General features: G+C 55.0%; 11 protein-coding genes. 6 read left to right on the top strand and 5 right to left on the bottom strand.

Annotation, left to right across the window (positions count from 1 at the left end):
• Positions 1-24: 24 nt before the first annotated feature.
• Positions 25-1,410: a 30S ribosomal protein S12 methylthiotransferase RimO gene (rimO, locus tag ACTF5M_RS05965; protein ID WP_438960149.1), complete on the top strand. Its 1,386-nt coding sequence runs from the start codon at positions 25-27 to the stop codon at positions 1,408-1,410.
• An 11-nt stretch (positions 1,411-1,421) separates the two neighbouring features.
• Here the strand turns inward: rimO and ACTF5M_RS05960 are convergent, their stop codons facing one another.
• On the bottom strand, positions 1,422-2,144 hold the full coding sequence (locus ACTF5M_RS05960) for a M48 family metallopeptidase (protein WP_438960145.1): 723 nt from the start codon (positions 2,142-2,144) through the stop codon (positions 1,422-1,424).
• Between the two features lie 119 nt (positions 2,145-2,263).
• Between ACTF5M_RS05960 and ACTF5M_RS05955 the strand changes: the two genes are divergently transcribed.
• Genes ACTF5M_RS05955 through ACTF5M_RS05945 form a run of 3 tightly spaced genes read left to right on the top strand, consistent with a single transcriptional unit; the run spans position 2,264 to position 3,956 of the window.
• Positions 2,264-2,635 carry a thiol-disulfide oxidoreductase DCC family protein gene (locus tag ACTF5M_RS05955; RefSeq protein ID WP_438960144.1) on the top strand — a complete coding sequence of 124 codons (372 nt, stop codon included), beginning with the start codon at positions 2,264-2,266 and terminating at the stop codon, positions 2,633-2,635.
• A gap of 53 nt (positions 2,636-2,688) precedes the next feature.
• Positions 2,689-3,267: a nitroreductase family protein gene (locus ACTF5M_RS05950; protein ID WP_438960143.1), complete on the top strand. Its 579-nt coding sequence runs from the start codon at positions 2,689-2,691 to the stop codon at positions 3,265-3,267.
• The gene (locus ACTF5M_RS05945) at positions 3,264-3,956 is read left to right on the top strand and encodes an EI24 domain-containing protein (protein ID WP_438960142.1); all 693 of its coding nucleotides are present in this window, start codon (positions 3,264-3,266) and stop codon (positions 3,954-3,956) included. The genes ACTF5M_RS05950 and ACTF5M_RS05945 overlap by 4 nt, the downstream gene beginning before the upstream one ends.
• Here ACTF5M_RS05945 and ACTF5M_RS05940 read toward each other — a convergent pair.
• Together ACTF5M_RS05940 and mce are read right to left on the bottom strand one after the other, a co-directional pair.
• The gene (locus tag ACTF5M_RS05940) at positions 3,953-4,249 is read right to left on the bottom strand and encodes a DUF1467 family protein (protein ID WP_438960141.1); all 297 of its coding nucleotides are present in this window, start codon (positions 4,247-4,249) and stop codon (positions 3,953-3,955) included. The genes ACTF5M_RS05945 and ACTF5M_RS05940 overlap by 4 nt on opposite strands.
• 21 nt (positions 4,250-4,270) lie before the next feature.
• On the bottom strand, positions 4,271-4,675 hold the full coding sequence (mce, locus tag ACTF5M_RS05935; protein ID WP_438960140.1) for a methylmalonyl-CoA epimerase: 405 nt from the start codon (positions 4,673-4,675) through the stop codon (positions 4,271-4,273).
• Positions 4,676-4,829: 154 nt separating this feature from the next.
• Between mce and ACTF5M_RS05930 the strand changes: the two genes are divergently transcribed.
• Positions 4,830-5,546, top strand: a complete 717-nt coding sequence (locus tag ACTF5M_RS05930; RefSeq protein WP_438960139.1) for a response regulator — start codon at positions 4,830-4,832, stop codon at positions 5,544-5,546.
• A 122-nt stretch (positions 5,547-5,668) separates the two neighbouring features.
• On the top strand, positions 5,669-5,860 hold the full coding sequence (locus ACTF5M_RS05925) for a hypothetical protein (RefSeq protein WP_438960138.1): 192 nt from the start codon (positions 5,669-5,671) through the stop codon (positions 5,858-5,860).
• A gap of 59 nt (positions 5,861-5,919) precedes the next feature.
• On the opposite strand, the gene ACTF5M_RS05920 is transcribed toward ACTF5M_RS05925, so the two are convergent.
• Both ACTF5M_RS05920 and aspS read right to left on the bottom strand, forming a co-directional pair.
• Positions 5,920-6,606 carry a GNAT family N-acetyltransferase gene (locus tag ACTF5M_RS05920; protein WP_438960137.1) on the bottom strand — a complete coding sequence of 229 codons (687 nt, stop codon included), beginning with the start codon at positions 6,604-6,606 and terminating at the stop codon, positions 5,920-5,922.
• A complete protein-coding gene (gene aspS / locus ACTF5M_RS05915) occupies positions 6,603-8,378 on the bottom strand; it encodes an aspartate--tRNA ligase (RefSeq protein ID WP_438960136.1) in 1,776 nt (591 codons plus the stop codon). Before aspS ends, ACTF5M_RS05920 begins: the two co-directional genes overlap by 4 nt.
• Positions 8,379-8,465 lie beyond the last annotated feature (87 nt).

Genomic DNA, 8,465 nt, shown 5'->3' with positions numbered 1-8,465 from the left:
CCTCTTTTTATGAAAGAGCGTCAAATGGCTGAGAACCCCCCAAACATCCGTCCCGATCTGGCGCCACAAGCGCGCTTTGGCGAGCAGCCACGCAGTGGCCAGCCTACCCTCGGAATAGTGTCTCTTGGCTGTCCGAAAGCACTGGTTGATAGTGAACGGATCCTTACCCGCCTGCGTGCAGAAGGCTATGCGATCAGCCCTGATTATACCGGTGCAGATGCTGTCATCGTAAACACCTGTGGGTTTCTAGACAGCGCCAAAGCCGAAAGCCTTGATGCCATTGGCGAGGCATTAGTTGAAAACGGTAAGGTCATTGTCACCGGCTGTTTGGGCGCGGAGCCTGATTATATCCGCGAACATCACCCCAATATTTTGGCCGTCACTGGTCCCCATCAGTATGAACAGGTTCTGGACGCAGTTCATGCGGCTGTTCCACCTGCGCCTGATCCCTTCATTGATCTGCTGCCCGCAACCGGCGTCAGCCTTACACCGCGCCACTACAGCTATCTGAAGATTTCCGAAGGCTGTAATCACAAGTGTAAGTTCTGCATCATCCCTGACATGCGCGGCCGCCTCGTAAGCCGCCCTGCCCATGCGGTGATCCGTGAGGCCGAAAAATTGGTCGATGCAGGAGTACGTGAACTACTGGTCATTAGTCAGGACACATCAGCCTACGGCGTTGACATCAAACATGCCGAAGATCGCGGCCACCGCGCGCATATCACTGATTTGGTCCGTGATTTGGGAACACTTGGCGCGTGGATCCGCCTGCATTATGTCTATCCATACCCACACGTACGCGACATGATCCCCTTGATGGCGGACCCCTCAAGCGGTGTGCTGCCCTATCTCGATATTCCGTTTCAACATGCGCACCCTGATGTTTTAAAACGCATGGCGCGCCCCGCTGCAGCCTCAAAAACCTTAGACGAAATCGCAGCTTGGCGGGCGACCTGCCCGGACATCACTCTGCGCTCTACGTTTATTGTGGGCTATCCGGGCGAGACCGAGACAGAGTTCCAGACGTTGCTCGATTGGCTTGATGAAGCACAGCTCGATCGTGTCGGTTGTTTTCAATATGAAAATGTGGACGGTGCGCGATCAAACGCGTTGCCAGACCATGTGCCAGCGGAAGTTAAACAAGACCGCTGGAACCGTTTCATGGAAAAAGCCCAAGCCATTTCTGCCCAGAAGCTTGCCGCAAAAGTAGGGCACACAATGGATGTGATCATTGATGACATCGATGAGGACGGCGTGGCCACATGCCGGACCAAGGCCGATGCCCCCGAGATTGATGGCAACCTTTTCATCGACGAAAATACCAGCGACCTACAAGTCGGCGAAATCGTATCTGTGACTATCGATGAGGCGTCTGAGTACGACCTCTGGGGGGCTGTGAACGCACGCTAAGCCACGGCACGTTACAGTTTAGCGGCGGTATCGCGCACGGCCTTAACCCGGTCTGCGTTCGGCGGGTGCGTTCCCAAAAAGCGGTCCCCCGGATCAGGAATGCGCGTAAAAAACTTAGAACCAAGCACAGGGTCATACCCCGCACGTGCGGTGATCACTGTGCCCAGACGGTCTGCTTCCAACTCAAAATCTTTGGAATAGCTGCGCGCGCCCACAGCCGCCCCAAGCTCCTGAGCCGTTTGCACACCAATGGCCCCCGCGCCCGTCAGGGTTGCCAAATTCCCCAAAAGCACCGCCCCCGCAATCGCATTGGTGCGCTGGCGTGCCAGATGGTTTTTAATGTGATGCGCCGCTTCATGACCCAAGACAAAGGCAATCTCATCATCATTATGGGCACGGGCCAAAAGGGACGCCGTAAACACGATGACAGGCCTGCCTGACCGCTCAAGAGTTTGAAATGCATTCGGCGGTTTGCGCGGATTGTCATCAAGCAGGATTTTGAAATCGCAATTCAGCCCCTTGGTGGAACGCGCGCACATCCGTTCGGCAACAGGCTCAACCCGCGCAACCGCACGAGCAAACGCTTGTGTGCCCGCGCGCAAACCAAGGGCTGAACCATCGTTGCTTTGAGCCGTTTGTGCAGGAATGCCTTCAGAAGTAGGTTTGCTATTATCTACCCCTGACGGTTGGCACGCTGCCAAAAACATAAGTGCAAAAACCAACCAAACACGCATACTCAAACGTCCTTTACGTCCAAAAACTGTTCCGTACATTATCAGCAGCACCACAAAAGGAGCCAGCCCCTTTCGCCGCACCCCCTGTCAAAACCGAAAGCCAAGACTACCTATCGTACATGGAAAAGACAGAGATCATATACAATGGATCGTGCCCAATTTGCTCGCGAGAGGTCAACGGATACGCCCGCTATGCGCAAGCTAAGGCCCTGCCGCTGACGTTCACGGACCTGACCGAAACGGACCTTGATGCCCTTGGCCTGACACCTGATGAAGCGGCCAAGCGCCTTCATGTGCTGCATGAGGGGGAACTTGTGGCAGGTGTGGATGCCTTTGTTATTTTGTGGGGGGAAATGCCGCGTTTTCGCTGGCTTGCACGTTTAGTGACCCTGCCCGTCATCCACCCGATAGCAGTTTTCGTCTATGACCGAATACTCGCACCACTCCTTTTCGGGATGCACAAAAGGCGCCAAACGCGCGCTGCATCTTGAACCCACGCGCGCAAACCGCAACATAGAGGCAAAGGCGCTACAAAGGATCCGTCATGCCCGCACCGAACACCGCCGCTTTGGCTTTTTTGCAATCGCGCCGCTCACGCCCCGCAAAGACACTTACTACTCCGGTGCCCGGCGACGATGATCTGCGCGCCCTTTTGACCATTGCTGCGCGCACGCCCGATCATGGCAAGCTTGAGCCGTGGCGCTTTATCGTGTTGCAGCGGCCCGCATTGCTGCGCCTCGCGGCCGAGGTTGAGAAATTTGTAAGCGCGCGCACCGATGACACCGCGATCATTGCAAAACAAACCGCGCAATACGCCAATGCACATCTTGCAGTGGCTGTTGTTGAAAGCCCCAAAGCATCACCAAAAATCCCGCCCCTTGAGCAAACATATTCCGCGGGTGCTGTTTGTCTGGCACTGCTCAATGGGGCGCTTGCATCTGGCTGGGGGGCAAACTGGCTGTCGGGGCCGGCCAGTCATGACGCAGAGTTCACGCGGACAAATCTTGGGCTTGCGCCACACGAGCGCATCGCGGGGTTGATCCATTTGGGCACAGAGACAAATCCGCCGCCCGAACGCCCGCGCCCCGACGTGGACAGCATAACCACTTGGGTCGCATCGTGATCCTTCAGGCGGTCCTACGTGCTACGGCGCAATTCTTGGATCCTGCGTTTTGGGGCGTTGCTGCCAAGGCGATTGCTCTCACGATTGTGACACTCATCGGGCTTGGAGCGGCTGTGACCTGGGGCATCGGCTGGCTGCTGCCTGATCAGATCAACCTGCCGTGGATCGGCACAGTTACGTGGGTGGAAAACGCTATTAGCTGGGCTGCGGTTCCATTGATGGTGGTCCTGTCAGTGTTTCTGATGGTGCCTGTTGCATCAGCGGTGACAGGGCTTTTCCTTGAGGACGTTGCAGATGCTGTTGAGGCCCGCCACTTCCCACACTTACCCCCTGCGACATCCCTCGGGATTGCACAAACAATCCGCGACTCGCTTGGGTTTTTGGCCGTTATGGCGGGCGCTAACTTGCTGGCCTTGGTACTCTATCTGATCTTTTTGCCCTTCGCGCCGCTGATTTTTTGGGGACTAAACGGCTTCTTGCTGGGGCGGGAATATTTTCAACTTGTGGCCGCGCGCCGTGTCGGTCTCAGAGAAGCAAAGCAACTGCGGCGCAAACATGCGCTTAGAATTTGGTTCGCAGGCGGTGTGATGGCAGTTGTCCTATCCATACCAATGGTAAATTTACTGGTCCCAATTCTGAGCGCCGCGACCTTCACACACCTTTTTCACACCTTGCAAAGCCGTGCTTAGCCCGCCGTTTGTGGCAAGCCAGAGCCCGGCCCCATACGGTTGAACATATCGATGCTTTCAACTGTCAAAAGACCAGACACCAACGTGCTCGCAATCACAATCCACATGCCAATCGCCCAATAAGTCGTAATCTTGGCTTTGCGTTTAATCTGTGCATCCGCTGGCGAAGACGCATGTGTACCGGGCACGATCTCGCCTGTGTCGCCTTGGGTGACCATGCGCAAAGGCAGCACGCAAAAGAATACCATGAACCAGATCACGGCAAACAAAACGATAGCAGAGGTGATGGACATGGGCAGGCCTTTCTATTTCAGTTAAACTTGTTCTAGCTCGACAAGGCAGCCGTTAAAGTCTTTGGGGTGCAAAAACAAAACCGGCTTTCCGTGTGCGCCGATTTTCGGCTCACCTGTGCCCAAAACACGCATGCCATCTGCTTTTAGCCTGTCACGGGCGACCAAGATATCGTCGACTTCGTAGCACATATGATGGATACCCCCGACGGGGTTTTTATCCAGAAATCCTCTGATCGGGCTATCTTCGCTCAAGGGATACAGCAACTCTACTTTGGTGTTCGGCAGTTCGATGAACACAACAGTCACCCCGTGATCCGGCTCATCCTGCGGCGCACCTACATTGGCGCCAAGCGTGTTGCGGTATTGATCGCACGCAGCTTCAAGGTCAGGAACGGCGATAGCGATATGGTTTAGGCGGCCAATCATAGTGGGGTCTCCAGTCAATATTTCGCCTGTTTATGGGCGGATGAGCCGCCAGAAACAAGTCATCACAAGCGCGGCACATTAACCCGCTGTTAGGCATGCGCCCGTATTTCTAAAGCTGTAAATCGTTCAACAGTAACCGCAGCGGAGCACTGCCATGTCCAGCCTTGATGACTATCTCACCACACCCAAGGCGACCAACGACCGCCCTCTTCTGGGGCAAACCATTCTGGTCGTAGAAGACAGCCGCTACGCCTGTGAGGCCCTTCGGTTGATGTGCCTGCGTTCAGGCGCGCGCATCAGAATGGCGGATTGCCTGACTTCAGCGCGTCGCCATCTGAAGGTTTACAGACCATCGGTGATCGTCATTGATATAGGCCTTCCTGACGGAAGCGGGGCCGACCTGCTTGAGGATCTGGCGAATGCAAGCCCACGCGTAGATGTCATTTTGGGCACCAGCGGTGATCCGAACGGCCAAGATATGGCGCTTGCTGCGGGCGCGGATGGCTTTTTGGAAAAACCGCTGACCAGTCTTGCAGCCTTTCAAGACGCGGTCCTCAGCCACTTGCCAGATGACAGACGCCCCTCTGGTCCGCGCAGCGTAAATGATGAAATAATCGTACCCGACAGGATTGCTTACCAAAATGACATGGCACACATCGCTGATGTACTTGGCGCTGAGACGGACGCGCATGTGCTCGACTACATTACACAATTCACCGGCGGCGTTGCGCGCACTGCCTCGGACCGAGAGCTTAGCATTGCTGTGGATAATGTGATCGATGCACGCACCGAGGGTCGCCACCTACCAAACGCGATCGCGGCTCTTTCGGGGTTGATCCAAGAACGCCTCAACGCACGCGCAGTCATTTAGCGCACCAAAAAGACGTAACTGAAACGTAAATTCATCTTATCGGCACGAGGACACCAAACACCTGCCACATTTACGCGTCACACACACAGCCATGTTGGTTGTTTAATTGTGGGGTGCTCAAGATGGAAAGACTGGCACAAAAGTTATGGGCAAACGCAGATACGCGCTCAAAGGGGGCTGTGGATTGGATCGTGTTAACCACGGGCGCCACATTCTTGGCCGTTGGCATCCTTGCCTCACTTATTGGCGCGTCCGTAGATTTCGCCCGCGACACCGTCATCGAAACAGACACAAGCTTTACGCAGCCAATTTAGCAAAAAACCACACAATATTCGGGCGCGTCTTTGCAGGTCAGGTCCAGCCAGAATAATTTCTAAAGAGCGGGATCTCGGCTTACCAAAATTGGGGCGGTCAGCTCACGCAACGATTTAATCTGCTGACCATCCGCATCAAAGTTTTCCGCATCTAGCCAAGTCTCGAATGCATCTCGCAACTGTGGCCATTCACCATCAATCATCGCGTACCAAACCGTATCACGGTTGCGGCCTTTGACTACAACTGCTTGGCGAAAAATGCCTTCGTAGGAAAAGCCAAACCGTTCCGCAGCGCGGCGTGATCCAAGGTTGCGGCTGTTGCACTTACATTCAAAACGGCGATAGCCAGCCTCAAACGCCCATTTGATCAACAGGTACACTGCTTCTGTGGCCTCACGGGTGCGTTGCAATCGTGGCGCAAACGTCACCCACCCAACTTCGGCAACGCCGTTCTTGGGATCAATACGCATCAACGACAAAGTACCGCCAAGACGCCCGTCTTCCATACGCACAGCAAAATGCAGCGGATCATTAGTGATGCGGGCGGCATCAAGCCACGCCCGATACTGTGTTCCTGCGAACGGCCCAGTCGGCAACCAATCCCACATTTTTCCGTCAATGTCTTCGGAAAAGGCAGCGATTAAGCCGTCTTCATGATCAGCAGACAAAGGCTCAAGCGTAACGTAGCGCCCGCGCAATTCTACCCGTTCAGGCAGAGCAACAGGGCGCCACGCTTCTAGAATCATTCGGGGTCAATCACACGCAGCGACAACTCACGTAGCTGTTCGTTCATCGGATCATTTGGCGCGCACATCATCAGATCTTCGGCGCGTTGGTTCATCGGGAACATGATCACTTCGCGAATGTTGGCCTCATCCGCCAAAAGCATCACAATCCGGTCGATACCCGCCGCACATCCACCGTGGGGAGGCGCGCCATATTGGAACGCGTTAACCATCCCGCCAAAACGCTTTTCAACTTCGTCTTTGCCGTAACCCGCAATCTCGAACGCTTTGAACATAATCTCTGGGCGGTGGTTCCGGATCGCACCGGACACCAACTCATAACCGTTACAGGCCAAGTCATATTGATAGCCCAGCACATCTTCGGGATTGCCATCTAGCGCATTCATGCCACCTTGGGGCATCGAGAACGGGTTATGCTCAAAATCGATTTTGCCAGTTTCCTCATCCCGCTCATAGATCGGGAAATCCACGATCCAAGCGAACGCAAAACGGTTCAGATCGGTCAGGCCAAGCTCGTTGCCAATTTCAACGCGCGCTTTGCCAGCCACGCCTTCAAACGCCTTCGGCTTACCGCCCAAGAAGAATGCGGCATCGCCCACGCCAAGGCCCAACTGCTGACGGATTGCTTCTGTGCGCTCGGGGCCGATGTTTTTGGCAAGCGGACCCGCTGCCTCCATGCCCTCGCCTTGGTCGCGCCAGAAGATATAGCCCATCCCAGGCAGACCTTCTTTTTGCGCAAAGGCATTCATGCGATCGCAGAACTTACGTGATCCACCTTTCGGCGCAGGGACCGCGCGAATTTCGGTGCCTTCTTGCTCAAGCAGTTTGGCGAAAATGGCAAAACCTGATCCGCGGAAATGATCAGACACAACCTGCATTTTGATCGGGTTGCGCAAGTCTGGCTTGTCGGTGCCGTACCAAAGGGCCGCATCTTTGTATGAAATCTGCGGCCATTCCTGATCTACAGTGCGTCCGCCACCGAACTCCTCAAAAACACCTGTTAGGACAGGTTGGATCGTATCAAATACGTCCTGCTGCTCAACAAACGACATCTCAAGGTCAAGCTGGTAGAAATCGGTGGGCGAGCGATCCGCACGGGGATCTTCGTCGCGGAAACACGGCGCGATCTGGAAATATTTATCGTAGCCGGACACCATGATCAGCTGTTTGAACTGCTGTGGCGCTTGGGGCAGCGCATAGAATTTACCCGGGTGCAGACGTGAGGGCACCAAGAAATCACGCGCGCCCTCTGGGCTTGAGGCTGTGATGATCGGCGTTTGATATTCGCGGAAGTTCAAGTCCCACATACGCTTGCGCATGGATGCCACCACGTCCGACCGCATCGCCATATTACGCTGCAATTTTTCGCGGCGCAGATCGAGGTAGCGGTATTTCAGACGGGTTTCTTCGGGGTATTCTTGCTCACCGAACACCATCAAGGGCAGCTCAGCAGACGCGCCCAGCACTTCGATGTCACGGATGAACACCTCAATTTCGCCAGTTGGGATCTTGGGGTTCACAAGGCTTTCGTCCCGCGCCATGACGTTGCCGTCAATGCGGATACACCATTCGCTGCGAACTTTCTCAATCTCGGCAAATACGGGGCTATCGGGGTCGGCCATGACTTGTGTGATGCCGTAGTGGTCGCGCAAATCGATAAACAACAACCCGCCGTGATCACGCACGCGGTGCACCCAACCGGACAGGCGAACGGTCTCACCGACGTTTGATTTATTTAGATCGGCGCAAGTGTGGCTGCGGTAGGCGTGCATAATCGGCTCTTTCCCATGAATATCAGGTCTGACGCGATACACCGCGCCTACCCCATAAAGTCAAGGGAAAGCACCCAATTCCAATGC

Origin of the sequence: Nereida sp. (assembly GCF_965655635.1) — a bacterium.
Classification (GTDB): domain Bacteria; phylum Pseudomonadota; class Alphaproteobacteria; order Rhodobacterales; family Rhodobacteraceae; genus Nereida.
The sequence above is the reverse complement of the archived record's forward strand: the minus strand, read 5'-3'. Positions and strand labels throughout refer to the sequence as shown.